The sequence below is a fragment of the Arthrobacter sp. TmtSoilC79 genome (genome assembly GCF_059739405.1).
In genome coordinates this window covers 4,209,281-4,235,068 of the sequence record NZ_AP046051.1, presented here as the reverse complement: position 1 = coordinate 4,235,068, position 25,788 = coordinate 4,209,281, and the positions used below count along the sequence as shown (strand labels likewise).

The window sequence follows — 25,788 nt, the reverse complement described above, 5'->3', positions numbered from 1 at the left end:
CGGGTTAGAAGGCCTCCAGGACGCTGACGTAGTTGGCGATGCCCACGCCGCCCATGTTCTGCACAGCGCCGCGGCGGGCGTTCGGCAACTGCATGTCACCCGCGGTGCCCGTGAGTTGCATGGCGGCAATGACATGTTGGGATACGCCTGTGGCGCCCACGGGGTGTCCCTTGGCTTTCAGCCCTCCGGAGACATTGATGGGTAGCTTTCCGTCCTTATATACCCAGCCCTCCTGGACAGCACGTGCACCTTCGCCGCGGGGTGTGAGGCCCATGGCTTCATACATGATGAGCTCGGCGATGGTGAAGCAGTCGTGGACCTCCGCGAAGTCCAGGCCCTCAAGTCCGATGCCTGCCATACCCAGCGCCCGCTCCCACGAAGCCCTGGTTGCTGCGAACTCGGTGGGATCGCGCTTCTCCGCAGGGAAGAAGTCGTTGGCGTGGCCAAAACCGGCCAGGCGAACAGGCGCGGTTGCGCCGCCGGCAGCCGAGGTGGACAGCACGACGGCGGCAGCACCGTCGGAGACCGGCGAACAGTCCGTGCGTCGCAGGGGTTCGGCCACCATGGGGTTCTTCTCGGAGATGGTCCGGCAGAACTCCTCGCCGAAGTCCCGGTGCATCTGGGCGTAGGGGTTGTCCATGCCGTTGCGGTGGTTCTTGGCAGCGATGGAGCCGAGGACGTCGCCAAGTCCGCCTTCGAAGCCCGGGCCGCTGATGCCTGCCCCATAGCGCTTGCCATAGTGCTTGGCGACCTCCGCGAACAGGCCGGTGAATCCGGTGGAGGACGCTTTTCCGGCCATCTCGTAGGAAGCACCCAGCAGGGCCGCCCCCACGACGTCCGCTCCGGCGTCGGTCATCTTCTCCGCGCCGATCACCAGGACGTTGCGGGCAGTTCCGGCCAGGACCGCTTTGACACCCTGTTGGAAAGCCGCCGATCCCGAAGCGCAGGCATTTTCGGTGCGGGTTGCGGGAACGTTGGCCAGATCTGCGGATACCTGAAGCGCCAACGAGGACGTGAATCCCAGGGGCTGCATTCCCGAGTTGAACTGCCCGAGGTAGATCTCGTCAATGTCCTTTGGGTCCAGGCCCGAGTTCTCGATGGCTTCGCCGGCCACCTGGACGATCAGCGACTCCAGCGTGTCATCGGTCAGCTTCCCGAACTTGCTGTGACCCCATCCCGTGAGCAGGATGTCTTTGCCAAATTGCTCTTTCAGGCTCATGCGGGTGCTCCTTCAAGCGTGGGTTCAACAAGCGTGGGTCCAACAGAGGCAAGCGCCACGGTGAACTCTGCGTCGGTCTTGCTGCGGATTTCCTCCACCGTGACCCCCGGGGCGAGGCGGGTCAGCAGCAGCCGTGCTTCTTCGATGTCGAAAACGGCGAGGTCAGTGATGATCCGGTCAACACACTTCAGGCCCGTGAGGGGCAGGGTGCATTCGGTGACGATCTTGGCAGAACCGTCCTTGGCGTTGTGCTCGGTAAGGACAACGACTCGCGGTGTCCCGGCCACCAGGTCCATGGCCCCGCCCATGCCTTTGACCATCTTGCCGGGGATGGTCCAGTTGGCCAGGTCCCCGGAACCGGACACCTGCATGGCACCAAGGATGGCCACCTTGACGTGCCCGCCGCGGATCATGCCGAACGATGTTGCGGAATCGAAAATGCTGCCGCCGGGAGTGATGGTGACGGTCTGCTTGCCGGCGTTGATGAGGTCAGCGTCTTCCTCGCCCTCATAGGGAAACGGGCCCATGCCCAGCAGTCCGTTCTCGCTCTGGAGGACCACCCGCACGCCGTCGGGCAGGTTGTTGGCTACCAAGGTGGGAATGCCGATGCCGAGGTTGACGTAGTCGCCGTCGTTCAGTTCTTCGGCCGCGATGGCGGCCATCTGGTCTCGTGTCCATGCCATGGTGATGAGCTCCTTTGCTGCTAAACCGTGAGTGCTTCGGCGTTTTGGGCTACGGCCCGCTGCCGGACTGTGCGCTGTTCAATGTCCTTGACGCGCGCGGTGGCCTGGACCAGCCGCTGTACGTAGACCCCAGGGGTCACAATGTGGTTGGGGTCCAGTTCTCCGGGCTGCACAATGACCTCGGCCTCGGCGATGGTCACAGCTCCTGCCGTAGCTACCACCGGGTTGAAGTTCCGCGCCGTGTAGCGGTAGATCAGGTTGCCGTCGGTATCGGCGGTGTGGGCATGGACCAGTGCGACGTCGGCGGTGATGGCGCGCTCGCGGACGTACGTGACGCCGTCGAACTCTTCCAGCGGTTTGCCTTCGGCAACCAGGGTTCCCACGCCGGTCCGTGTGTAAAACGCGGGAATGCCGGCGCCGCCGGCGCGCAGGCGTTCAGCGAGGGTGCCCTGCGGCGTGAACTCGACCTCCAACTTCCCTGCCAGGTACTGCTCGGCGAACAGCTTGTTCTCGCCCACGTAGGAAGCGATGACCTTCCGGACCTGGCCCGCTTCGATCAGGACTCCAAGGCCCTTGCCGTCCACGCCCATGTTGTTTGAAACGATGGTGAGGTCCTTGGCGCCGGAGTCACGAACAGCATCGATCAGGTCAGCGGGGATACCACTCAAACCGAATCCCCCGACGGCGACGGTCAAGCCGTCTGCCATCACCTCACGCAGCGCTTCGGCTGCACTCCCGTACATGGTTGACATTGCGAACTCCTCGTTGAGCTGGTTGGTCCACTTTGTGGACGAGTCTCCTCTTGGAATCGAGCCTAGGCAGGGCAACGTGAGAGATCAATGGAGGCACTTACCAAATACTCACGCTGTGGACGCTAGACTTGGCTGTATCCATATTGTGGACAAAATCGCAGGGAGGGTGCTGTGGCAGTGCAAGGAGCCCAAGTGGTGGGCAGGGTGGCGCTGCTGCTGCGCTTGGTGGGCCGCAAGCCCGGTGGAACATCCTTGGCGGGTCTGGTGCGCGAGTCCGGGCTGACCCGTCCAACCGTTCACCGCCTGCTGACATCCCTGGCTGCCGAAGGTTTGCTGGAGCACGATCCCGGCACGGGTAAGTGGGTGCTGGGGCCGGAGATCTTCCTGCTCGGATCGGTTGCTGCCGCCCGTTTCCCCATGGAAGACATCGCCCGGCCCTCGCTGCGAAGGTTGGCCGCCGAAACGGGTGAGAGTGCGTTCTTTTCCCTCCGCCGGGGGAACGAAACCATCTGCGTCCTGCGCGAAGAGGGAGCGTTTCCGGTGCGATCCTTTGTGCTGCACGAAGGGGTCCGCTTCCCGCTCGGAGTGGCCTCGGCCGGAACCGCGATCATGGCCTTCCTGCCCCCGGAGGAACAGGAAGCACTGCTGGGGGACTGGCCTGCGCACGCCGGCGACTTTGCTGTGGGCCACCCTGAAAACGTAGTGCGGGACAACCTGGAACGCACCCGCCTGGCGGGGTACGCCGTTAATCCCGGACTCATCCTCGAAGGCAGCTGGGGTATGGGCGCCGCAGTGTTTGACCAGCAGGGTCGCCCGGCCTGGGCGCTCTCCCTGACGGGAATCGAACCGCGCTTCCGTCCTGACCGCCAGGAGTTCCTGGGCAAACTGCTGCTCGAGGAAGCGCACCGGATGAGTGCAAGGCTGCAGGGAGCCCGACCCAACTAGGTGACAGTAAACGTCCTGATGGGCCCGCATTGGAGCCCGCATTGGAGCATGTGCTGTTACCTAGTTGGGCTGGCGGAGGTCCAGTCGCATCAACACCCTGGGGAAGCCGTTCAATACAGAGGTGGTTTCGGCGACCTTCTTGAAACCGGCCTTTTCAAAGAGCCTGCGCGTGCCAACGTAGGCCATGGTCAGATCCACCTTGCCGCCCCTGTTGTCCACCGGGTAACCCTCAAGGGCGGGCGCACCGTGGCTCTTGGCAAAGTCGATCGCCCCTCGCAGGAGTTCGTGGGAGATCCCCTTCCCTCGATGCCCGGGCCGGACGCGGATACACCACACGGACCAGACCTCGGCATCATCCACGTGGGGGATCTTGCGGTTCTTCGCGAAACTGGTGTCCGCGCGCGGGTGGACCGCTGCCCACCCAACCACTTCGTCGCCGTCGTACGCCAAAACGCCGGGAGGCGGGTCCTCGGAAACCAGCTTCTTCACGAACTTTCCGCGTTCCTGCTTCTGGAGCTCCTGGTTCAGTTTCGACGGGATCCTGTAACTCAGGCACCAGCACACGTTGGAATCGGGGCTCTTGGGCCCCACCATGGTCTTCACGTCATCGAACACCGTCGCGGGTCGAACCTCGATAGCCATGCGGACCATCCTGTCACCGGGGCCGGGTGCAGGCAACGGGATTCCGCCTTTGGTTCCAGGGCTCAGCTCCGGAGATAAGCGAGCACCGCCAGCACCCTGCGATGGCCCCGGTCCATGGCGGACAGTTGCAGCTTTTGGAAGATGTTGCCTATGTGCTTGCTGACAGCCGTTTCGGTGACCACCAAACGGGAGCCAATGGAGTGGTTGTCCAGGCCCTCGGCCATCAGGCCAAGGACCTCGCGCTCCCTGGGAGTGAGCGTACTGATGGGATCACTGGCTCCCCGGCGGCTCATCAGCTGGGAGATCACTTCAGGATCCATGACGGTTGCGCCACCGGCAACGCGCCGGAGGGTGTCAGTGAATTCCGCTACCTTACCCACCCGCTCCTTCAAGAGGTACCCCAGCCCGGCAGCACCTTCGGACAACAGATCACCGGCGTAGCGGTCCTCAACATAAGCGGAGAGGACCAACACCGGAAAGCCGGGTCGTCGTCGTCGGGCCTCACGTGCGGCCAGCAAGCCTTCATTCGTAAAGGTGGGCGGCATCCTCACGTCAAGGACGGCGGCGTCGGCGTCGTCAAGGACGGCAAGGAAGTCGACGGCGTTGTCCACGGCAGCGATGACATCGAACCCTTCGCTCTTGAGCAGGAGCGACAACCCTTCGCGGAGGAGTGCGTCATCCTCGGCAATTACAACCCGCACGGCAGTTCCACCCTCACAGTTGTTGGTCCGTTGGCCGGACTGTGGAACTCCAGGACGCCCTCGAAAGCAGCCGCCCGGCGTCGAATTCCTGCCAGCCCGCCACCTGGACGTTCCACCGCCCCGCCACGGCCGTTGTCCTCCACCGAGATCAGGAGCCGGTCAGCAGAGCCGTCCCGTTTGACCACCACGGACAGGCGGGTGGCGGCACTGTACTTATTGGCATTGGTCAAGGCCTCAGCCACGATGAAGTAGCTGGCCGACTCCAATGCCGCCGGAACCCGGTGGAGGTCCGACACCATGAGGTTGCAGGGAATGGCCGAGCGGCCCGTCAAAGCCGAGAGCGCTCCTTCCAGGCCCAGCTCCTCCAGGATGGGCGGGTGAATATCGTGAACCGCTGTTCGCAGCCCGGCCAGGGCGTCGGTGGCGGCTTGCTGTGCCCTGCGGACATGGGGAAGTGCGTCCTGCGGGCTTTTCTCAAGGGTCCGCTCCGCCAGCCCGAGCATCATGACGACGCCCACCAACCGGTTTTGCGCGCCATCATGCAAATCGCGTTCTATCCTTTTGAGCTCCGCCGAATGGGCATCCAACGCCGCGGCACGGCTGGCCGTCAACGCAGTCACCCGCTCGGCCAGGTACGCGCTCGCAGGAAGCGACAACATCTTTCCCTGAATCCAGGCAAGGCCTGCAGCGGCTCCGGGAATCAGCCACCAGGAGACAACTGCATATCCAAGGCCTATCAGCAGCATCCACCAAGCACCCTCCCATGACGTCACCGGATACAGGTTGACTACAGGCTGGTCGGCAGGGAGGAGGAACCAGTACGTGGGAATGAGCACCGAGTTCAAGGCGCCAAAGGGAAATCCGATACACAGGAGCGCGACGACCGGCATCCCCAGCCCGTGAGCCACCAACCACAGCAAATCGCGGCCGGTGCTGCGGGAGAACACCAAACGGAGGCGCTCTTCAAAGGAAGGCCTGCGGGGGATGGAAACGTAGTTTTCGGTCACGGGCATACCGGAGTAGCTGGATGTTCGACGGCGGGCTATCGCCGCCCACCAGCGCAGGCCGGCGACCGCCCGGGGCGCTACGAGCCATCCGCCGCTGAAAAGGAACAAGGGGATAAGGAGCGCGGCAACCATGAACATGGCCATGGAGATGACGCTGGCGAGCAGCTCACCAACAAGGTAGCCGTAGGCACGAAGCCATGGCCGAAAACGAGGTTTGATCATGACTTCAGTCTGCCGCAGCAGCAAGGGCCTTGGCGGTATAGCCAGCTCCACCTTTAACAGGGTGGCCCGCACCATCGTGCCCGAATCCGCTGATCCGTAGCGTCGAAAGCATGAAAAGTGACACAACTGCACAAATGGCCCGGCCGCACGGAACGGGCACTGCGCGGGATGCCAGTGTGGACGTCATCCGGAGTCTCTGCCTTGTGGTGGTGGTGGCACTCCACGCCCTGATGGTGGGCGTGAGCGTTGGTCCCCAGGGGCCTGTACTGGAGAATGCCCTGGACGGAAATCCGTGGTTCTCCTCCCTGTCCTGGCTTGTTCAAGTCATGCCGCTGTTCTTCATTGCCGGCGGCTTCAGTTCCGTCTCGCAATGGCGCCGCATGCAGCTCCGGGGCAGCACAGCCGGTGACTATGTCCGGCTCAGGCTGGTGCGGCTGCTGGTTCCCGCTGTGGTCTTGGTGGCCTCAGTGGGAACGGGGCTGCTGATACTTGCCGTAGCGGGCGTTCCCGGGGAGATGGTGGAAGCAGCCGGGTATCGAATCAGCCAGCCCTTGTGGTTCCTGGCCGTCTACCTCGGATGTTCGGCGCTTGTTCCCCTGATGGCATCCGCTCACGGGAAGGCGGGGCTCCGGACTTTGGTGGGGCTGGCGCTCGCCATTGTTGCGGTGGATACGGGACGTTTGTTCATGGAGCTTCCTGCCCTCGGGTACGCCAACCTTGCCTTCGTATGGCTCTTTATCCAGCAGCTGGGCTTCTGGCTGGCCGATGGGCGGGTGGGGCGGATGTCCCGTGCGGCACGGAAATGGATTGCGGGTTTGTCCCTGGTCCTCTTGGTCCATCTCTTCGCATCCGGCTGGTATTCGGGGGATATGTTCAGCAACCTTAATCCGCCAACGGGCGCCCTTGCGCTCCTGGCAATCGCACAACTGATGGTTTTCTCCCTGGCCCAAAAGCGCATCAGACGGTGGGCCGAAAGGTCCAGGGCCATGTCCCTGGTCAGGTTGGTGGGCTCCAAAGCGATGACCATATATCTCTGGCACATGCCGGTGATGGTTTCCCTCGCTGGCATGCTGCTCATGGTCCCGGTACATCTCCCGGTTCCGGGGACGGGGGAATGGTGGTTGAGCCGGCCGGTGTGGCTCGTGGCTGTTGCATGTGCGCTCTTGCCGGTTTCGAGGCGGCTGGGACGTCTTGAACTGGTAAGCGCTTCGAGCAAAGGTCCTCTCACACACCCAAGGATCCTGCTGGGCGCAGTCAGTGGCGTGGCTGGAGTAGTGGTTCTCCTCGTCGACGGCATCACTCCCGGCATGGCCTTCCTCAGCGTGGTTCTGTTCCTATGCGCGCTATGGGGCCACCTCGATCTCCGGAAGGCTGGAGCTGCCGCACAACGGTGAGCGGGACCAAAACGGGTTAGACTGGCTGCCGTGATGACCGGATCGGGCTTCTGCCCTGCACGGATCGGCTACCCGGCCGACCTCTGACGCGCGTTTTGCCCTGCCGCATTGGCAGGTACAGCGCAGTTGCCCCTCGGGCACCTCCTTGTGGATCGATGACCCTCAAACCATCGACAACAACCCACAAAGGAGATATCCATGCCTGCACTTTTCAACCACACCATCATCGCGTCCTTGGACCGCGCCGCTTCCGCCGCGTTCTACCAATCCATCCTTGAAGCGGAGGAAGCTCCCAGCTGGGGTCCCTTCACCAACCTCACGCTGGCCGGAGGGGTGATGCTGCAATTCGCCGAGCCGCCGGTCGAGATCCAGATGCAGCACTACGCCTTCCTTGTTGACGACCAGCACTTCGACCGTGCCTATGGGCGTTTGGTGAGCGCCGGCGTCGAACACTGGGCGGATCCGCAGATGACCCGCCCGGGGGAAACAAACACGGAGCACGGCGGCCGCGGCGTCTATTTCAAGGATCCATCCGGCCATGCCCTGGAGCTGATCACCAAGCCGTACTTCTGAGTGGAACGCGAACGGTGGATGGGGGCCGCAGGGTGGCCGGCCAGGGTTTTAAAAAAACTTTTTCAATCCGGACCCATCCACCCCGTGCCACCCTCCGAATAGATGGTGAGACACAAACCGCCGGTGAAGCGAAAGCAGCATCAGCAGCCAAGGTCCCACCAACCAATGGAGCCAACGCCCTGGTTCCAAAAACAAGGAGAATGACATGTTGTCCACAAAGCGCCCCGCCCTCGCCTTCGTTGGCCTCACAGCAGCCGCCCTTCTCGGTCTTACTGCCTGTGGTGGTTCCAGCACCTCCAGCACCCCGTCGTCTTCATCACCGGCTCCGATGAGTTCCTCGGCGGCTCCGTCGTCGATGGCACCGTCGCCGTCGTCGTCCGCTATGTCCAGCGCCGCGATGGATCCCGCCGCCAACCTTGTAGGCCCCGGCTGCGCCGGTTACGCTGCACAGGTTCCGGACGGTGCCGGTTCGGTAACTGGCATGGCCAAGGATCCGGTAGCCGTAGCAGCATCGAACAACCCGCTGCTTAAGACCCTGACCGCCGCAGTTTCGGGAAAGCTCAACCCCAAGGTTGACCTGGTTTCCACCCTGAACGGCAGCGAATTCACGGTGTTCGCACCGGTTGACGATGCCTTCGCCAAGATCGACCCCGCAACAATCGAGACGCTCAAGACGGACGATGCCCTGCTGAGCAAGATTCTCACCTACCACGTAATCCCCGGTCAGCTGACCCCGGACCAGATCGTCGGCACCCACAAGACTGTCCAGGGTGGCGAAGTGACCGTAGCCGGCACCAAGGACGCCCTCACGGTTGACGGCGCCAACGTGATCTGCGGCGGCGTACAGACCGCCAACGCCACGGTCTACCTGGTTGACTCGGTGCTGATGCCCAAATAGGCCTTAGGCCTCAAGTATCACCAGCAACAAACCAGCAACAAACAGCACCACACAACAAAGCAGGCGCCGGGATCCGGCGCCTGCTTTGTTGTGTGCTGCTTTGTTGTGTCGCCTGTTTTGTTGTGCTCTGTCAGCGGCTGAAGTCGCTATCGGTGTAGGACCCGGCCCGGCGGTGTTCGGATCCGCAAGGGCAGTGGTCAACCTCAATGCGGACCGTCACCGGTTTGGAGGAGTCCAGGGTGAGGGTCACGTCCTCGCCGGACTGGTTGGCGGTGCCGGACTGGTCGTTGGAGCCGACCTGGCTGCTGCGGCCGGCCTTGGCGTTGAGGCGGAGGGTGGATGTGTTGGGCATGGTGGACCTTCCTGGAATGGGAATGGGCTGGCCTGAAGTGGGGAATGGGCTGGCCAAAGGCCGGTTACTTGGGGTCGGAGTGCTGGGCTGGTTTGCCCACCAGGGGGATGGTTCCCGTGGGCGTTCCACCGGCGCAATCGGACTCAGTGCACTTTTCGGCGCATTCGTGCTTGGTGACGAGGTCGAACTGAACCCCGCCGTGCTGCTCAACTCCGGCCCGGATGGCCCGGTCCACCACTGAGGTGGCCAGACGGCGGTGCAGCGAGAGGGGGTCGCGGCGAAGATCCTTGACCAAGGCGAAACAGAGCAGCAGCATCACGATCACGAACGGCAGGGCTGCCACGATGGTGACTCTTTGGAGGCCTGCCAAAGCCTCGGAGGGTTTGTCACCGCCGGCAAGGAGCATGACCGCGGCGACAGCACCGGTGAGGCTGCCCCAGAAGATCACCACGCCGCGGCGCGGGTGCTCGGCACCGTTGGAGCTCAAGGATCCCATCACGATCGAGGCCGCGTCGGCGCCGGTGATGAAGAAGATCGCCACCAGGACCATGGCCAGGACGATGACGGCGGCAGTCAGCCACCCGGGCATGCCCAGGTTCTTTACGAGATCGAACAGGGCGCCGTCGAAGTTGATGGAGGGAGCACCGTCCACCATGGTCACCAGCCCCGGAGTGCCGGCCTTGTCAGCTTCCTGCTGGACCTGGAACGCGGCCCCGCCGAAAATGCCGAACCAGATGACGCTCACGACGCTGGGTACCAGCAATACGCCGGTGACGAATTGGCGGATGGTCCGGCCCCGGCTGATCCGGGCAATGAACAAGCCAACGAAGGGCGTCCAGGAGATCCACCAGGCCCAGTAGAAGATGGTCCAGCTGGTCATCCAGCTGCGGAGGGAATCGTCTCCCACAGCTTCGGTCCGTGAGGACATCTCGGCCAGGTCCCTGGCATAGTCGCCCACGGCGGAAGGAATCAGGTTGAGGATGAAAAGGGTGGGGCCGGCAACGAAAACGATCAAGGCCAGGACCACCGCCAGCACCATGTTGATGTTGGACAGCCACTGGATGCCACGGCTGATGCCTGAAACGGCTGATGCAACGAAGCAGAAGGTCAAGACGGCGACGATGACCACCAGCACAGGGGTGCCGACCTCGCCGAGCCAGCCGTTGGAGGTCATTCCGCTGCCGATCTGGAGGGCGCCAAGGCCCAGGGAAGCTGCGGTCCCGAAGAGGGTGGCGAAGATGGCCAGGATATTGATGAACTTCCCGATGGGGCCTTCCACCATGCGGATGCCGAACAGCGAGGTGAAGGCCGCGGACACCAGCTGCTTACGGCCGAGCCGGTACGTGCCATAAGCCATGGCGATGCCCACCACGGCGTACATGGCCCAGGGGTGCAGGGTCCAGTGGAAGATCGAGGTGGCCATGGCGGTCTGGATGGCAGCAGGTGTGCGGCCGTCCACTGTTCCAGGTGGCGGGGAGATGTAGTGGTACAGCGGTTCGGCCACGCCGTAGAACATGAGGCCGATGCCCATGCCGGCGGCGAACATCATGGCCACCCAGGAGACCGTGCGGAACTCGGGCTTCTCGCCGTCCTTGCCCAGCGGGATGTTGCCGAACTTGCCGAGGGCAAGCCAGAGGACGAACACTACGAACAAGGAGGCCAGGACCATGAAGAGCCAGCCGGTGTATTCCATGACCCAGTTCAGGGCGCCTTTGGAGGTTTCAGAGAGGCTGTCCCGTCCAACAAATCCCCAGACCACGAAGGCGACGGCGATGGCGCCCGTGATCCCGAAGGTGACTTTGTCGAGGGTAAGTTTGCGGTTCCGGCGGGCCGAGACGGCCTGCTCGGTCTTGGCGTGGCGCAGTTCTTCCATGATCTGTTCGTACTCTTCAGAATCGGGAAGGACTTCTGCGCCTCCGTCCTCAGCGTCGAGGGCGGCCAAGGTGTCGGGTGGAGTGTCCACTAACTGGTCGTCGGCAGGTAACTCCTCTGGTGTAAGGGGTTTGGTGTCACTGTTTATAGCCATGAGCGGGTCCTTTGCTCGGAGAGTCATGGGCTTGCGTTTATACATGGCCCTTGAAGGGGGGTGGCCATCCGTAAGGGTGGAGAGCGTTCCGCATGAATCAACAACATTCGCGCTATGCAACAGAGTGCTCTGCGTCACAGCCAAAGTCAAGGTTTTTTCGCTCTTTGACAGCAGATTGATATATCAATTGGCCTTGAGGTCCGGGGACGTGTTTGTACCGCATGTTGCCCCTGGGGCTGGTGGAAGCAGCGGGTTCGCTGCGGCCTAGCTGTGCCGGTAGCCCATACGGGCGCTGATGGTCAGTCCGGCCGTTCGGAGCCCCTCAATAAGCCCTGGCTGGTCCTCGGGTGAAAACCTGAAGGCCGGACCGGAGATGCTGACCGCGGCAATAACGTTTCCTGAGTGGTTGAAGATGGGCACGGCCACGGCCGTGAGGCCGATTTCGAACTCCTCATGGACTATGGCGTAGCCATTGCGGGCCACGTCCAGCAGTTGCTTCTCCAGCTCGCCCCGGTTGGTCACGGTGCGCGGCGTCCGGGCGGGCAGGCCCACCGTTTTGAGGACCTGGGACCTCTCGTCGGCGGTCAACGCGGCAAGGAGTACCTTGCCGCTGGACGTGGCATGCAGGGGAGTCAGGCTTCCCACCCAGTCATAGGTGGCCAGCGTCGAAGGGCCCATGGCCTGGTCCACGTTGACGGCGTAGTTGGACCGCAGGACAGCCAGGTTCACGGTCTCCTTGTACTCGGCAGCCAAGGACTCCAGGACCTCCCGTGCTTCATGGACCACGCTGAGCCGGCCGGGGATGGACGACGCCAGGCGAAGTATCCCAAAGCCCAACTGGTACTTGCCGCGCTCGCTGTTTTGCCGCACGATTTCCCGGCTGACCAAGGACCCCACCAACCTGGACACGGTGGACTTATGGATGCCCATTTCTTCGGCGATTTCACTCACGCCGGCGTCACCTTCACGGGCAAGGATTTCCAGGATCTGGAGGGCCCGGTCCACGGACTGGACGCCACCGCCTTGGGCGTCCGCATCCTTTTCGATGTCCGGGTTATTCCGTGCGGCCATGATGCCTCGTGTCGTTAGTCCAGGCAGGCCGCCTTTACTGGCTTGGGTTGTCCGGCCTGCGCTCTCGTCTGACCTCATCCTAGACGGAGTTTTGCACGGACCCTTTCACACCATGGGTACTCGCATGGTTTACCTCCAGGGCAGTGGCAGGACCGGCACGGGCGCCCCGGCTGCCACGCCTTCGGGGGGAACAGCCATGTATCCATCGGCTCCGGCAAGTCCCCGCATCATCCCCGGAGCGGTATGGGAGGCCGGGAACACGACGTCGTGGATCACGCTGCAGGGTATGAGGCGGGTCTTTCCCGGGACCGGATCAACGTCGGCCCCGGATGTCATGAGGCTGGCTGACGGTATGGGCCGGTCTCCCAAGGCGGCCAGCAGGGGCTCACCGAGGGTCATGAGCGCCATCATGGCGGCGAGCGGATTTCCCGGGAGACCTATGATGAACCTGCCATCCGGCAGTACGGCCAGCACGGCGGGATGACCAGGCCTCATGTCGATGCCGTCCAGGAGGATCCGGCCACCGAGCGCAGCAACGGCGTCACGGAAGTGGTCCGTCCCGGATTTGCCGGTCCCGCCGGTGGTGATGGTGACGTCCGGCGGCAGGGCCCCGGCAACATCAGCATCGTCCAGCGCCGCCATCCACTCTTGGTACGAGTCGCCGATCCTGCGCTGGCCACCGGGGGTTCCGCCCAATTGGGAAATGACGGCATCCAGCTGCGGACCGAACGCGTCGCGTACCTGTCCTGCTGCCGGTTCACCAGAGGTCACCACTTCCGAGCCGGTCAGTACGACGGCGACCCTCGGCTTGCGCTGTACGTGGAGGTAATCGTGGCCTGCTACGGCGGCCAGAGCAATGTGGGCCGGATTAAGGAGTGTGCCGGCGGGAATGAGGACGTCGCCGGCTCCGGCTTCTTCCCCGGCTCCCCTGATGTGCCGGCCGGGGAGTGTGTCCTCTGGCCTGGCATCATGGGCGAGGAAGAGCCGGCCGTCCTCGGCGACTGTTCCGCTTTCCTTCCGCAGGACTGCTGTGGCACCCGCAGGGACCAGTCCGCCGGTGGCAATGGTGCTGGCTTCGCCCGGCGCAAGCGGGAGCCCCGCCGTCGTCAATTTCCACGGGCCGAAGCTGCCGCTTCCGCCGTTGCCATTCACAGCCCAACCGTCCATTGCCGATGACGCGTAGTGCGGAAGGTCCCGCGGGGCGGTGACTGCGCGGGTCAGGGTGTGCCCGATTGCTTCGCGGAGGGAGACTTTGGACGGGTTCAGCGGTCCGGCGCAGTGGTACGCCAGCTCCCGGGCTTCAGCCCAGGTGGCTGCGTGCCGCACTGAAACGGCAGGGCCGGCGGCTACTTGGGTAAGCATGGATCGTTCGCTCCCTGGAATGAGGTTAAGTACTGATACCGGGGACTGCACGGCCTTCCCGTAATGCTTGCCGCGCAGTCCCCGGTATCAGTTGATGCGTACTGAGCCGGTGGTGTACTACGCCTTGACGTAGCCGTTGGGGTTCAGCACGAACTTGGTTGCCGCTCCGGCGTCGAACTCTGCGTAACCGCGGGGAGCGTCCTCGAGCGGGATTGCCTGGGCGTTTACTGCCTTGGCGATCTGGACCTTGTCATGAAGGATGGCCATCATCAACTGACGGTTGTACTTCATGACCGGGCACTGGCCGGTGGTGAAGGACAGGGACTTGGCCCAGCCGGTACCCAGGGAGAGCGAGAGCGAACCGTGCTTGGCTGCGTCGTCGATTCCACCCGGGTCTCCGGTGACGTAGAGGCCCGGGATGCCCAGGGATCCGCCGGCCGCAGTGATGTCCATGAGGGAGTTCAGCACGGTGGCGGGAGCTTCGTGGGAGGCATCCTTGCCGTGGCCGCGGGCTTCGAAGCCCACAGCGTCAACGCCGCAGTCCACTTCCGGAACGCCGAGGATCTGTGCGATTTGTTCCTTTGGATCGCCGTTGGAGACATTGACGGTTTCGCAGCCGAAGGAGCGCGCCTGCGCCAGCCGGTCCTCGTTCATGTCGCCCACAATCACGACGGCGGCACCCAGCAGTTGGGCGCCGACGGCGGCAGCAAGGCCCACGGGCCCGGCGCCTGCGACGTAAACAGTGGACCCCACGCCTACACCGGCAGTGACGGCGCCGTGGAAACCGGTGGGGAAGATGTCCGAGAGCATGGTCAGGTCCATGATCTTTTCCAGGGCCTGGTCGCGGTCCGGGAAACGCAGCAGGTTCCAGTCGGCGTAGGGGACCAGCACGAACTCGGCCTGGCCACCCACCCATCCGCCCATGTCCACGTAGCCGTAGGCGCTGCCGGGGCGGTCAGGGTTGACGTTGAGGCAGATGCCGGTCTTCTGTTCCTTGCAGTTCCGGCAGCGGCCGCAGGAGATGTTGAACGGCACCGAGACGATGTCGCCCACCTTGATGAACTCGACGTCGGGCCCTACCTCCACCACTTCGCCGGTGATTTCGTGGCCCAGCACCAGGTCCTGCGGAGCGGTGGTGCGGCCACGGACCATGTGCTGGTCCGATCCGCAGATGTTGGTGGTTACCGTCCGGAGGATCGCGCCGTGCGGCACCTTCCGTCCCACGTTGGCAGGGTTGACGCCCGGCCCGTCCTTGAGCTCAAACGTTGGGTAGTCGGTGTTGATGATCTCAACGACACCGGGTTCCTTGTAGGCGACTGCTCTGTTTCCTGACATGGTCACTCCCTGTTCTCTGGCTGTTACTGAAAAATGCTGCCCAATGGTCCGTAAGCGGTGCTTCGATGAAGAAATACCTCCCCAGGTTTCAGGTCACCGAAGCACCCCTCACGGATCATTGGAACGGTGAAAAATCTGACGGGTGAAAAATCTGACTGTTGGAACTTTTGTTGGAACTCAGGCCTTCTCCAGCCTGATGATCACGGACTTGGACGTGGGCGTGCCGCTGGTGTCCGCCACGGAATCGAGGGGCACCAGGACGTTGGTTTCCGGGTAGTAGGCGGCGGCGCACCCCTTGGGCGTTGAGTAGGACACGATCCGGAAGTTCTCCGCCCGCCGGTCTGTTCCCTGGAATTCGGAAATCAGGTGGACCATGTCGCCGTCGGCAAAGCCCAGCCCGGTGATGTCTTCAGCGTTGATGAGAACCACCCGCCGGCCACCGTGGATGCCGCGGTAGCGGTCGTCCTTGCCATAGATGGTGGTGTTGTACTGGTCGTGTGAGCGCAAGGTTTGAAGGACCAAGCGGCCCGGCGGGACCTTGATGAACTCCAGCTCGTTGCCCGTGAAGTGTGCTTTTCCTGACGCGGTGTCGAACTTCCTGGCATCGCGGGGCGGGTGGGGCAGCACAAAGCCGCCAGGGTGCTGGATCCGTGCTTCAAAGTCTTCAAAGCCGTCAAACACCGCTTCAATGTGCTTCCGGATCAGCGTGTAGTCATCCCGCATGGCGAGCCACGCAGCCTGGGGTGTGTTGGGCAGGCGGCCGTGGCCATCGGTGAACACCCTGTGCGCGAGGTTGCACACGATTGCTACCTCGGAGTGCAGGTGTTCACTTGCAGGTTTGAGGCGTCCGCGGGATGCGTGGACGGCACTCATGGAGTCTTCCACTGTGACCCGCTGGTCGCCGGTGCGTTGGGTGTCCTTCTCGGTGCGTCCCAGCGTGGGAAGGATCAGCGCGCGGCGACCCGTGGACAGGTGTGAGTGGTTGAGCTTGGTGGAAATCTGGACGGTCAACCGGGTATTGGCCAAGGCCTGCTCAGTGACCTCCGAATCGGGAGCGGCCCGGACGAAGTTGCCGCCCATGCCCATGAAGAACCGGACTTTTCCGTCGCGCATGGCCCGGATGGCTGCCACTGTGTCATAGCCGTGCTCCCGGGGGGAGTGGAACTCGAATTCCTGGTCCAGCCGGTCATGGAAGGTCTCGGGCATCTTTTCGAAGATGCCCATGGTCCGGTCGCCCTGGACGTTGGAATGGCCGCGCACCGGGCAGACACCCGCGCCGGGCTTGCCGATGTTGCCTTGCAGGAGCAGGACGTTGACCACATCGCGGAGGGTGGGCACGGAGTGCTTGTGCTGGGTCAATCCCATGGCCCAGCAGACAATCGTGGCGCTGGAAGCCAGCAGCCGTTCACCGGTGGAATGGATCTGCTCCAACGTCAGCCCTGTTGCCTCCACAATGTCATCCCACTCCACCTTTTCCAGGTAGCGCAGGTAGTCATCGAGGCCGACTGTGTGGTTGTCGATGAAGTCATGGTCCAGGACCGTCTGCAGGCCAGGGGTGTTCCTTCCGGCAGCTTCGGCTTCCAGCAGGTATTTGCCCAGGCCTTGGAAGAGGGCCTGGTCTCCGCCGGCACGGATCTGCAGGAAGTCGTCCGTCAGTTGGGTGCCCTGGATCATCCCGGCCACATGCTGGGGGTTCTCAAAATGCAGGAGCCCGGCCTCAGGAAGCGGGTTGACTGAAACGATGACCGCGCCGTTCTTCTTCGCCTTCTCCAATGCGCTGAGCATGCGCGGGTGGTTGGTCCCGGGATTCTGCCCCGCGACGAAGATCAGCGACGCCGTTTCCAGGTCCGTCAGGCTGACCGAGCCCTTGCCGATGCCGATGGTCTCCACCAGTGCGGAACCGGAGGATTCGTGGCACATGTTCGAACAGTCCGGGAGGTTGTTGGTCCCAAGTCCCCGGACCAGGAGCTGGTAGACAAACGCTGCCTCGTTGGAGGTGCGGCCCGAGGTGTAGAACACTGCTTGGTCGGGGTGTTCCAGCTCCCGCAGTTCCTTGGCCATGAGGTCGTATGCGTCTTCCCAGTCAATGGCCCTGTAGTGCGTAGCACCTTCGTCAAGGAACATCGGGTGGGTGAGCCTGCCTTGCTGGCCCAACCAGAAGTCGTCCCGGGTCTTGAGATCGGCAATGGAGTGCTGGGCGAAGAATTCCGGTGTGACGCGGCGGCGGGTGGCTTCCTCGGCCACGGCCTTGGCGCCGTTTTCACAGAACTCCGCTGCATTGCGCTTCTCGTGCTCGGGCCAGGCGCATCCCATGCAGTCGAACCCGTCCAGCTGGTTTACTGCCAGCAGGGTTTGGACGCTGCGCAGCGGTCCCATCTGTTCCAGGGAAATTTTCAGGGCGTTGGCAACAGCCGGGATGCCCACGGCCTTGGTTTTGGGTTTGGTGACGGTCAGTTGCGACTCATCAATGTTCTCGCGCGGAGCTTTGGCATGCATGGGTAAACCCTTCAGATCCCGGAAGTGGACGCAGTCAGCAAAGCGGCGGGGGAGTGCTGCCGCGCAGCTTCGGCCGTTTGCAGCAGCAACAGGGCCGTGGTTACCGACCCCACGCCGCCGGGAACCGGACTCAGCCCGGCAGCGACGCCGGTGACGCTGGCCTCATCGACGTCCCCCACCAGGGAACCGTCGGGCAGGACGTTCGTCCCGACGTCGATCACTACCGTCTCTTCGGAGATGTCGCTGCCTTTGAGCAGGCCGGTACGGCCCGCGGCAACAACCACGACGTCGGCGTACCGGGTATGGCGCTCCAGCGGACCCGATTTGGAATGGCAGATGGTGACGGTTGCGTCCTTGTCGAGCAGGAGCAGGGACAGCGGCTTGCCCACCACGGCGGAACGCCCGACGACGGCCACCTTCCGGCCCGCGACCGGCACCTCGAAGTGGTCCAGCAATTCCACCACGGCCCGGGCTGTAGCCGGCGCGAACGCAGGCTGGCCCACGGCCAAACGGCCGAGACTGAGGGGATTGGCGCCGTCGACGTCCTTTTCGGGGGCGATGAGCCCCACCAAGCGGTCTGCACGTACGGCGGCCGGCAGGGGAGTCTGGAGGATGATCCCATGAACGGCCGGTTCTGCGCTGAGGTCCTCGAGGATGTTTGCCAGCGCAGCTTCACCGGCGTTTGGCCCGAGATCGACCACGCGGCACTCGATCCCGGCCCGTCCAGCTGCCCGCTCGATTGAACGGACATACCAGTGGGTTGCCTCGTCCTCTGTGGCGACAACAACGGCCAGGGTGGGCCTCAATCCCTCGGAGCGAAGGATGCGGGCCTCATCCCGGGCTTGCTGTTGGATGCGGGAAGCGAGTCCCTTTCCGGAAAGCACGGCCGTGGTCATGAGAGGATCCTTTCCCGGACGCGCTTCACCAAGGCATCAGCGGCGAGTACCACCTTGTCCTCAATACCGTCCGTCTGCTCCGCCAAACGTGAACGGGCTTCGCCGTGTTTGAGGGCGACCACATTGATGTCGATGTTGACCCGGGCCGTGGTGGCGGCTGCCCGGGCAGCATCGGCTGCGGCTGCGACGTCACTGATGACGTTGGGGTTGGCCACCTCGAAAAGTTCGGTGGCCAGATCCACCACTTCACCGGCAACCTTGACCAGCTGTGCGGGGGTATGGGCGGCCTGGACCAGGGCGTCCTGAATGGCCGCTGTGCGCGCGGTCTTCAGTTCCTCCGTGTCCGAGGGCAGCTTGTAGGAGTCGATGACGGACTGGAAGGCGTGTTCATCAGCGTCCGCGAGGCGCAGGGCTTGGACGACCAAGTGGTCGGCGGCGCTGGTGATCCGGTTGACGAGCCCTGCATGCTGCTCATATTTTGCTCCCGTGGTGTACCTGGCCACCATGGCAACCAGCGCGGCACCCTGGGCCGCATGCAGTGCAGCAGCCGCCCCGCCACCGGGGGTGGGTTGACGTGAAGCCAACCGGGAGAGGTAGTCATTGATGGTTTCTGAGCTGATCATGGCAGTGCTAGCCACGGAGCCGGCTCATGGTGGGGTCGTACAGCGGATCCTGGGTCACGGTGGCCTGGATCCGGCGTCCGAAGTACTCGATTTCCACGGAGTCTCCGATTGATACTGCCGAAGGCAGGTAGGCGTAGGCGATCGGTTTGCGGACGGAGTAACCGTAGGCGGCGCTGGTGACGTAACCCACCGCCTGGTCCTTGTAGAACACCGGTTCCTTGCCCAGCACGAGGCTCCTGCCGTCGTCGACCGTCAGGCAGCGAAGGCGACGCGCAGAGCCTTCCTCGGTGCGGCCTTCAAGGGCGGCTTTGCCGACAAAGTTCTCCTTGGCCATCTTCACGGCAAACCCGAGGCCGGCCTCGAAGGGATCGTGCTCCGTGGTCATATCCGTGCCCCAGGAACGGTAGCCCTTTTCCAGGCGCAGTGAGCTGAAAGCGGCACGGCCTGCGGCGATGACGCCGAACGGCTGGCCGGCCTTCCACAGGGCATCCCAAAGGCGCTGCCCGTTGTCCGCGCTGGTGTAGAGCTCCCAGCCGAGTTCGCCCACGTAGGACAGGCGCATGGCGGTGACGTTGACGCCGCCGATGGTGACCTGCTTGGCACGGAAGTACTTCAGGCCGTCGTTGGTGAAGTCATCGCTGCTGACCGTGCTGATGAGGTCGCGGGCCAGCGGACCCCACAAACCGATGCAGCAGGTGCCACCGGTGGTGTCACGGACCTGGACCCAGTCCCCGGCGTCGCCGCTCTGGGTCTGGTGGCGGGCTGCGCGCTCAAAGTAGGCGGTGTCCATGTTGCCGTTGGCTCCGAGCTGGAACGTGTCTTCGCTGAGGCGGGCCACGGTGATGTCGCTTCGGACTCCGCCGGCCTCGTCCAGGAGGAGCGTGTAAGTGACCGCGCCGGGCTTCTTGGCCAGGTCGCCGGTGGTCAGCTCCTGGAGCAACTTCAAAGCTCCCGGGCCCGATACCTCAAGGCGCTTCAGCGGTGTCATGTCGTACATGGCTACTGCCGTGCGGGTCTTCCAGGCCTCGGCTGCGGCGATGGGCGAGCTGAACATGCCGGACCAGGCGTCACGTGCCGGGGGCTGCCAGTCATCCGGCATCTCCTTGAGGAGTTCGGCGTTGGCCTCGAACCAGTAGGGACGTTCCCATCCGGCGCCTTCCAGGAAGTAGCCACCGAGCTGCTTGTGGCGGGCGTGGAAGGGGCTGACGCGAAGGTTGCGCGGGGAAAGCTTGGGCTGGAGCGGGTGCATGACATCGTAGATTTCCACGAAGTTCTGCTGGGAGGTTTCGCTGACGTATTCAGGGGTCAGCTGGACCTCTTCGAAACGGTGGATATCGCAGTCGCCGAGGTCGATCTGCGACTTGCCGGTGGTCAGCAGTTCAGCCACGGCGCGGGCGATGCCTGCGGAGTGGGTGACCCAGACGGCCTCGGCAACGAAGAAGCCGTCCACTTCCTTGGATTCGCCTACCAGCGAGCCGCCGTCAGGGGTGAAGGAGAAGATGCCGTTGAAGCCGTCCTCGATTTCGCTTTCGCGGAGGGCGGGAAGAATCTGCTTGGTTGCTTCCCATGCGGGAAGGAAGTCTTCCAGTGTGAAGTCCAGGCGCGAGGGCATGTTGTGTTCGCTGATGCTGCTGGGCTCGTAGCTGCCCAATTCATCCAGATCCACGGGCATGGGGCGGTGGGCGTAGGAGCCGATGCCGTAACGGTCGCCGTGCTCGCGGTAGTAGAGGTCCTGGTCCTGGTGGCGCAGGATGGGCAGCTGGGCGCCGTTGGGCAGCTCGTTCTTGCCCTTCTGGGCGGGCACCGGCGTCGTTTTTACGTACTGGTGCGCCAGCGGGAGGAGCGGAACGGACATTCCGATCAGCTCGCCCACCTTGGCGCCCCAGAAACCGGCGCAGGAAACCACGATGTCCGCGGGGATGACGCCTTCGGCGGTCTCGACGCCGGTCACGCGGCGGTTCGACTGCTCGATTCCGGTCACCTCGGTGTTGCCGATGTACTTAACGCCGGCGGCTTCGGTGCGCTTGATGAGCAACTGTACGGCGCGGGCCGCCAGCGCCAGGCCATCGGTGGGGACGTGGAGGCCGCCCAGGATGTCTTCCTCGTTAATCAGCGGGTAGAGCTCCTTGCATTCCTCGCGGGTGAGGATTTTGCCGTCGATGCCCCAGGCCTGTGCGTAACCGAGCTTGCGCTTCAGGTCAGCCAGGCGGGTCTCGGTGGTGGCAACTTCCAGGCCGCCCACTTGGTTGAAGCAGCTCTGGCCGTCCTCGGTCAGCGAGAGGAGCTTTTCCACCGTGTACTTGGCGAAAAGGGCCATGGACTTTGACGGGTTGGTCTGGAAGACCAGGCCAGGTGCGTGGGACGTGGAACCACCGGGCATGTTCAAGGGCCCTTGGTCCAGGACGGTGATGTTGTTCCATCCGCGGGTGACCAGTTCGTCGGCTAGGTTGGTGCCGACGATCCCGGCTCCGATGATGACAATGCGGGGCGTGGATGCCATGGGGGTTCTCCTGCTGAAGTTCGTGAGGGTCTGGGGCGGCGGGTGGCTTAGCGGAAAACCACGGTGCTGGTCTGGTCGAGCAGCACACGGTGTTCGCAGTGCCACCTGACTGCGCGGGACAATGCCAGGGCTTCGGCATCCTGGCCCACGGTTGAGAGTGTGGTGGGTCCGTAGCTGTGGTCGACGCGGATGACTTCCTGCTCGATGATGGGTCCCTCATCCAGGTCCGCGGTGACGTAATGGGCGGTGGCGCCTACCAGCTTCACGCCACGGTCATAGGCCTGGTGGTAGGGCCGGGCGCCCTTGAAGCCGGGAAGGAACGAGTGATGGATGTTGATGGCACGGCCTTCGAGGGCGCGGCACAGGTCGTTGGAGAGAACCTGCATGTAGCGGGCCAGCACCACAAGGTCCACGTTGTATTCCTCCACCAGGTCCAGGAGTCGCTGTTCGGCCTCTGCCTTGGTATCCGGGGCGACGGGGATGTAGACGAACGGCAGTCCCGCTGCTTCCGCCATGGCCCTGTGGGTCTCATGGTTGGAGGCAACCACTACGAGGTCGCCGCCGAGGCTGCCGCCGCGCCACCGGAAGATGAGGTCGTTCAGGCAATGCCCGAACTTGGAGACCATCACCAGGACCCGCTTTTTGGTCTGGTCATGGAAGCTGAACTTCATCTCGAAGCGGTCAGCGATGGCGCTGAATTCCTCTTCGAGCCGCTCAGGTGAGTAGGACAGCGGTCCGGAGAAAGCGGTCCGCAGGTGCAGCGTTTGGCGGAGGCCGTCGTCGAACTGCTGGTGCTCTTCGATGTTGAAACCGCGCTCGAAAAGGAAGGTGGTGACTGCCTGAACGATTCCGGCGCGTTCGACGCACGACAATGTGAGTACGAACTTCTGTGCTTGCTCTTCTTTGAGCAAGGCGGGCTTTGGCAGGGTGCTTACTGGTGAGTCTGTCGCCACGAGGGTCATGTCTCCTCCTTTAGATATATTCCTGGGTCCTGAACTGATATATTAGGATTGGGATTCAGCGTATACTGGACGCACAGGCAGGTCAATAGGTTTTTGGGTTGTGAAGAAAGGGATGGCGCTGTGGCCTTTGGAACTCTGGCAATAACGGACGACGCCGGCAGGAAGTCACTGGCCGACGTCGCCTATGAGCGCCTCCGCGACCGACTCCTGATGCTGGAGATCAAACCCGGCGACCTCCTTAACGACGACCAGCTCGCCAAGGACCTGGATATTGGCCGCACTCCGGTGCGTGAAGCCCTGAAGCGGCTGGAGCTCGACAGGCTCGTCATCACCTACCCGCGGCGTGGCACTTTCGCCACTCGGGTGGAAGTGACCGATCTGGCCTTTATCTCCGAAATCCGGACCCAGCTGGAGCCCCTTGCCGCCGCCCGTGCTGCCCGGGTTGCTTCCGCTTCTACCAAGGAACACCTGCGTGCGGTGATGCGTGCGGTGGAGGAATTCGATGTGAAGGCGGCGTCGGTAGTTGAAACGCTGAGGCTCGATGCCAGCGTCCATCAGGGCATCTACGCCGCTGCCGCCAACCCCCACCTTGAAGACGTCCTGATCCGCTATGACAACCTGGCCACCCGTATCTGGTGCATGGTGCTGGACCGGCTGCCCAACCTGGAACATCATGTGCGCGAGCATCTGGATCTGCTCCGTGCGGTCATCGACGGCGACGAGGAGAGGGCTGCCGAGTTGGCCCGCGCCCACGTGAGCGGCTTCGAGCAGGCAGTGCGCCAGGCGCTTTTCGCAGCCTGAATCCCACCGCAATCCGGCTGTTGACTCCGCGCTTCCATGATCGCATACTGAAGATTCCAACTAATATATCACCCGGATATCAGGCGTGCTCCCAGCGCCTGCCTTCGGGCGCTTGTGATGCAATCACAGCCTTCAGCCCTTGGAGTATCGCGTGCTTACAAGACCCCACCTTTTCGAACACATACCGCTCACGGGCAGCAGCCGCGTCAAGCGGGGCATGGCGGAGATGCTCAAGGGCGGCGTCATCATGGACGTCGTTAACGTCGAGCAGGCCCGCATCGCCGAGGATGCCGGTGCCGTGGCTGTCATGGCGCTCGAGCGAGTGCCTGCCGATATCCGCGCCCAGGGCGGCGTGTCCCGCATGTCGGACCCGGACATGATCGATGCGATCATCGCCGCGGTCTCCATCCCGGTCATGGCGAAGGCCCGCATCGGCCACTTCGTCGAAGCCCAGGTCCTGCAGTCCCTCGGTGTTGACTACATCGACGAGTCCGAGGTCCTGACCCCGGCCGACTACATCAACCACATCGACAAGTGGAACTTCACCGTCCCGTTCGTTTGTGGCGCCACCAACCTTGGTGAGGCGCTGCGCCGCATCAACGAGGGCGCGGCGATGATCCGTTCCAAGGGCGAGGCCGGCACCGGCGATGTTTCCAACGCCACCGGACACATGCGCAAGATCCGCTCGGAAATCGCCAAGCTCGCAGCCCTCCCCGAGGACGAGCTGTACGTTGCGGCCAAGGAACTGCAGGCCCCGTACGAGCTGGTCAAGGAAGTTGCCGCTACCGGCAAGCTCCCCGTCGTGCTGTTCACTGCCGGTGGCATCGCTACTCCGGCTGATGCCGCGATGATGATGCAGCTCGGCGCCGACGGTGTGTTCGTTGGTTCGGGCATCTTCAAGTCCGGCAACCCGGCAGAGCGCGCCGCCGCCGTCGTCAACGCCACCGCCTACTACGACGACCCCGATGTCATCGCCAAGGTCTCCCGCGGCCTCGGCGAAGCCATGGTGGGCATCAACGTGGACGACATCCCGCAGCCCCACCGCCTCGCAGAACGTGGATGGTAAGTTTCCACTGCGCCCGGTGGGCGCTGATCCTCTGTGTGCTATTCCCCGCAACCGCTGCCGCCACTTTCGCGGTGGTTGGGGCGGGGGCCCTTTTACGCACACTGCCGGATCAGCGCCCACCGTCCCGTTTTTGGTGTGTTGGGCGCGAGGGGCTGTCCACCCGGAAGCTCTTCGATAAGTCCACGGGCTACCAGGTGTGGGCTTAGGCGGCTCTTGGGTTCAGCGCTCGTCTTCCGGCCGGGCCGTAAGGATCCTTTGAGCGCTCTCCTGCAGGATGCTGAGGGATTCCTGGATCAGTGGTGAGGCGATGCTGCCCCGCCGTGCTGCAGCCACGATGCGTCGGGTGGGCTTGCCCTTGCCTGTGATGCGCAACCGGACAACATTCTCCGCGTTGTTCAGGGGTGCCAACCTTGGAAGCAGGCCGACGCCCAAGCCCGCGCCCACGAACGCTATCTGGGTTTCCCATTCAACTGCCTCGTGGGCCACCCGCGGGGTTACCCCCACGGCCGTGAAGGCGGCCGTGAAGAGGGAGTGGTACGTGGAGCCGGCGGCCTCAGTAATCCAAGGTTCCGATGCGAGCTCCTCGAGCGTTACCGATTCCTGCTGTGCCAGTGGATGGTTCGCCGGAATGATCACATCCAGGGGATCGTCCAGCAGTACGGTCTGTTCGAACCGGGGATCGTCCTCACCGTAGGTTTCGGACTGCATGGCAACGATCACGGCGAGGTCGATTCGTTCTGCCACCAACAAGTCGAAGCAACGGGCCGGGTTGGCCTCGAGCACCTGGACTTCCAGCAAGGGACGCGTCGAGCGCAGCGTGGCGGCGAGCGGCGCCAGCAACTGTGCGGCCGCCGTCGAGAATCCGCCCAGGCCGAAACGTGACTGTACTTGATCGCCGGCTTCCATTGCCGCTGCCCGGAGGCGCTCCCACTCGGCGATCAGGGCGTCCGAACCCGTCACCAGAAAGCGTCCCGTGGCGGTCAATCGAACGCCCCGGCCGTCCTTGGTCAGCAGCTGCATTCCCAGCATGCGCTGGAGTTCGCGGAGTTGCGCGGAGACGGCGGAGGGGGAGTAGCCGGTGAGCTCCGCAGTGGCGCCAATGGTGCCGCAGCGGGCAAACACCCGGAGTGTGATGAGCCTCGCATCGATCATGCACCTATTGTGCACGGTTATCTTCTGAATCTTGCGCTTTTGTTGCGGTTCAATCGTCCCTAATCTCATGACTATAAGGTTTTCGACAACGCCGCTCGCCCCAAACGCAG

23 protein-coding genes are annotated in these 25,788 nt (G+C 63.3%); 6 read left to right on the top strand and 17 right to left on the bottom strand.

Features of this window, described 5'->3' with window-relative positions:
- Positions 1-4: 4 nt before the first annotated feature.
- From AC6JA3_RS19345 to AC6JA3_RS19335, 3 genes are read right to left on the bottom strand one after another with little or no spacing between them, the layout of a single operon-like run.
- Complete coding sequence (locus AC6JA3_RS19345; protein ID WP_347782013.1) at positions 5-1,219, bottom strand: acetyl-CoA acetyltransferase; 1,215 nt, start codon at positions 1,217-1,219, stop codon at positions 5-7.
- Positions 1,216-1,902 carry a CoA transferase subunit B gene (locus tag AC6JA3_RS19340; protein ID WP_347782012.1) on the bottom strand — a complete coding sequence of 229 codons (687 nt, stop codon included), beginning with the start codon at positions 1,900-1,902 and terminating at the stop codon, positions 1,216-1,218. The genes AC6JA3_RS19345 and AC6JA3_RS19340 overlap by 4 nt, the downstream gene beginning before the upstream one ends.
- Before the next feature lie 20 nt (positions 1,903-1,922).
- Complete coding sequence (locus AC6JA3_RS19335; protein WP_347782011.1) at positions 1,923-2,654, bottom strand: CoA transferase subunit A; 732 nt, start codon at positions 2,652-2,654, stop codon at positions 1,923-1,925.
- A 171-nt stretch (positions 2,655-2,825) separates the two neighbouring features.
- On the opposite strand from AC6JA3_RS19335, the gene AC6JA3_RS19330 reads away from it, so the two are divergent.
- Positions 2,826-3,599 carry an IclR family transcriptional regulator gene (locus tag AC6JA3_RS19330; protein WP_026548352.1) on the top strand — a complete coding sequence of 258 codons (774 nt, stop codon included), beginning with the start codon at positions 2,826-2,828 and terminating at the stop codon, positions 3,597-3,599.
- 60 nt (positions 3,600-3,659) lie between these two features.
- On the opposite strand, the gene AC6JA3_RS19325 is transcribed toward AC6JA3_RS19330, so the two are convergent.
- From AC6JA3_RS19325 to AC6JA3_RS19315, 3 genes are all read right to left on the bottom strand, one after another.
- Entirely contained in the window at positions 3,660-4,241 is a 582-nt protein-coding gene (locus AC6JA3_RS19325) for a GNAT family N-acetyltransferase (RefSeq protein ID WP_347782010.1), read from the bottom strand.
- Positions 4,242-4,303: 62 nt separating this feature from the next.
- On the bottom strand, positions 4,304-4,942 hold the full coding sequence (locus tag AC6JA3_RS19320; protein WP_347782009.1) for a response regulator: 639 nt from the start codon (positions 4,940-4,942) through the stop codon (positions 4,304-4,306).
- On the bottom strand, positions 4,930-6,171 hold the full coding sequence (locus AC6JA3_RS19315) for a sensor histidine kinase (RefSeq protein ID WP_347782008.1): 1,242 nt from the start codon (positions 6,169-6,171) through the stop codon (positions 4,930-4,932). Before AC6JA3_RS19315 ends, AC6JA3_RS19320 begins: the two co-directional genes overlap by 13 nt.
- A 110-nt stretch (positions 6,172-6,281) precedes the next feature.
- Between AC6JA3_RS19315 and AC6JA3_RS19310 the strand changes: the two genes are divergently transcribed.
- From AC6JA3_RS19310 to AC6JA3_RS19300, 3 genes are all read left to right on the top strand, one after another.
- Positions 6,282-7,565 (top strand): acyltransferase family protein, encoded by a 1,284-nt coding sequence (locus tag AC6JA3_RS19310; protein WP_347782007.1) that lies wholly within the window; start codon positions 6,282-6,284, stop codon positions 7,563-7,565.
- Between the two features lie 198 nt (positions 7,566-7,763).
- Positions 7,764-8,138 (top strand): VOC family protein, encoded by a 375-nt coding sequence (locus AC6JA3_RS19305; RefSeq protein ID WP_026542598.1) that lies wholly within the window; start codon positions 7,764-7,766, stop codon positions 8,136-8,138.
- 205 nt (positions 8,139-8,343) lie between these two features.
- Positions 8,344-9,036 carry a fasciclin domain-containing protein gene (locus AC6JA3_RS19300; protein ID WP_026548349.1) on the top strand — a complete coding sequence of 231 codons (693 nt, stop codon included), beginning with the start codon at positions 8,344-8,346 and terminating at the stop codon, positions 9,034-9,036.
- Between the two features lie 130 nt (positions 9,037-9,166).
- On the opposite strand, the gene AC6JA3_RS19295 is transcribed toward AC6JA3_RS19300, so the two are convergent.
- The 10 genes from AC6JA3_RS19295 to purU all read right to left on the bottom strand — a co-directional run bounded on the left by AC6JA3_RS19295 (position 9,167) and on the right by purU (position 22,659).
- On the bottom strand, positions 9,167-9,388 hold the full coding sequence (locus AC6JA3_RS19295; RefSeq protein WP_091552738.1) for a hypothetical protein: 222 nt from the start codon (positions 9,386-9,388) through the stop codon (positions 9,167-9,169).
- Positions 9,389-9,452: 64 nt separating this feature from the next.
- Positions 9,453-11,414 carry a BCCT family transporter gene (locus tag AC6JA3_RS19290; protein WP_026542596.1) on the bottom strand — a complete coding sequence of 654 codons (1,962 nt, stop codon included), beginning with the start codon at positions 11,412-11,414 and terminating at the stop codon, positions 9,453-9,455.
- A 264-nt stretch (positions 11,415-11,678) separates the two neighbouring features.
- Positions 11,679-12,485 carry an IclR family transcriptional regulator gene (locus AC6JA3_RS19285; protein WP_026542595.1) on the bottom strand — a complete coding sequence of 269 codons (807 nt, stop codon included), beginning with the start codon at positions 12,483-12,485 and terminating at the stop codon, positions 11,679-11,681.
- 129 nt (positions 12,486-12,614) lie between these two features.
- Positions 12,615-13,847: a molybdopterin molybdotransferase MoeA gene (locus AC6JA3_RS19280; RefSeq protein ID WP_347782006.1), complete on the bottom strand. Its 1,233-nt coding sequence runs from the start codon at positions 13,845-13,847 to the stop codon at positions 12,615-12,617.
- A 117-nt stretch (positions 13,848-13,964) separates the two neighbouring features.
- A complete protein-coding gene (gene fdhA / locus AC6JA3_RS19275; protein WP_026542594.1) occupies positions 13,965-15,182 on the bottom strand; it encodes a formaldehyde dehydrogenase, glutathione-independent in 1,218 nt (405 codons plus the stop codon).
- Between the two features lie 177 nt (positions 15,183-15,359).
- Positions 15,360-17,678: an FdhF/YdeP family oxidoreductase gene (locus tag AC6JA3_RS19270; RefSeq protein WP_497920524.1), complete on the bottom strand. Its 2,319-nt coding sequence runs from the start codon at positions 17,676-17,678 to the stop codon at positions 15,360-15,362.
- Positions 17,679-17,689: 11 nt separating this feature from the next.
- Positions 17,690-18,574 carry a bifunctional 5,10-methylenetetrahydrofolate dehydrogenase/5,10-methenyltetrahydrofolate cyclohydrolase gene (locus tag AC6JA3_RS19265; RefSeq protein ID WP_497920522.1) on the bottom strand — a complete coding sequence of 295 codons (885 nt, stop codon included), beginning with the start codon at positions 18,572-18,574 and terminating at the stop codon, positions 17,690-17,692.
- A complete protein-coding gene (locus AC6JA3_RS19260) occupies positions 18,571-19,197 on the bottom strand; it encodes a cyclodeaminase/cyclohydrolase family protein (protein ID WP_497920521.1) in 627 nt (208 codons plus the stop codon). Before AC6JA3_RS19260 ends, AC6JA3_RS19265 begins: the two co-directional genes overlap by 4 nt.
- A 7-nt stretch (positions 19,198-19,204) precedes the next feature.
- The gene (locus AC6JA3_RS19255) at positions 19,205-21,697 is read right to left on the bottom strand and encodes a GcvT family protein (protein ID WP_026542591.1); all 2,493 of its coding nucleotides are present in this window, start codon (positions 21,695-21,697) and stop codon (positions 19,205-19,207) included.
- 47 nt (positions 21,698-21,744) lie between these two features.
- Positions 21,745-22,659, bottom strand: a complete 915-nt coding sequence (gene purU, locus AC6JA3_RS19250; RefSeq protein WP_497920520.1) for a formyltetrahydrofolate deformylase — start codon at positions 22,657-22,659, stop codon at positions 21,745-21,747.
- Between the two features lie 120 nt (positions 22,660-22,779).
- Here purU and AC6JA3_RS19245 point away from each other — a divergent pair, with 120 nt between their 5' ends.
- A complete protein-coding gene (locus AC6JA3_RS19245) occupies positions 22,780-23,460 on the top strand; it encodes a GntR family transcriptional regulator (RefSeq protein WP_497920519.1) in 681 nt (226 codons plus the stop codon).
- A gap of 151 nt (positions 23,461-23,611) precedes the next feature.
- Entirely contained in the window at positions 23,612-24,526 is a 915-nt protein-coding gene (gene pdxS, locus AC6JA3_RS19240) for a pyridoxal 5'-phosphate synthase lyase subunit PdxS (protein WP_347781999.1), read from the top strand.
- Positions 24,527-24,745: 219 nt separating this feature from the next.
- Here the strand turns inward: pdxS and AC6JA3_RS19235 are convergent, their stop codons facing one another.
- Positions 24,746-25,678 carry a LysR family transcriptional regulator gene (locus AC6JA3_RS19235; protein ID WP_347781998.1) on the bottom strand — a complete coding sequence of 311 codons (933 nt, stop codon included), beginning with the start codon at positions 25,676-25,678 and terminating at the stop codon, positions 24,746-24,748.
- Positions 25,679-25,788 lie beyond the last annotated feature (110 nt).